This is a genomic window from Curtobacterium sp. P97, assembly GCF_023712445.1.
Lineage (GTDB): Bacteria > Actinomycetota > Actinomycetes > Actinomycetales > Microbacteriaceae > Curtobacterium.
Window position 1 is genome coordinate 1 of the sequence record NZ_JAMAYF010000178.1, and the last position, 421, is coordinate 421.

The 421-nt window shown below is 72.9% G+C and carries 1 protein-coding gene; it reads right to left on the reverse strand.

Features of this window, described 5'->3' with window-relative positions:
- Positions 1-151 precede the first annotated feature (151 nt).
- A partial coding sequence (locus M3677_RS17535) for an N-acetylmuramoyl-L-alanine amidase (RefSeq protein ID WP_251161219.1) occupies positions 152-421 on the reverse strand: 270 nt, incomplete at its 5' end.

Consider the following 421-nt stretch of genomic DNA (forward strand, 5'->3'; position numbering starts at 1 on the left):
CTCTTCATGCCGTGCGTGCGGGCGGCGTAGCGGTCGGCCAGCGGGTCCAGCCGCGGGTGACGCGCCGGGACCGGGACCGACGCGCTGACCGAGGGGTCAGGCGTCAGGGAGGACATTGCCGAAGTGTACGGAGGGTCGCTGACGGAACCGCTCAGGCAGGGGTGGACAGCTGGTACGTGCCGGTCGGCGGGTCGGCCTCGGCGGGCAGGAACAGCCGCTGGACGGCGGCGAGCACGCTGGAGGCGACGGTGCTGCGCAGCCGGGCGTCGAGCAGCAGCTGGCGGTCGACCGGGTGCGACAGGTACCCGCAGTCGATCCGGATGGCCGGCATGCGGGTGAGCCGCAGCAGGTCCCACGTCTTGGCGTGCGAGCCGCAGTCGAGCATGCCGGTGCGGGCGATCACCTCTCGCCGCAGCAGGTT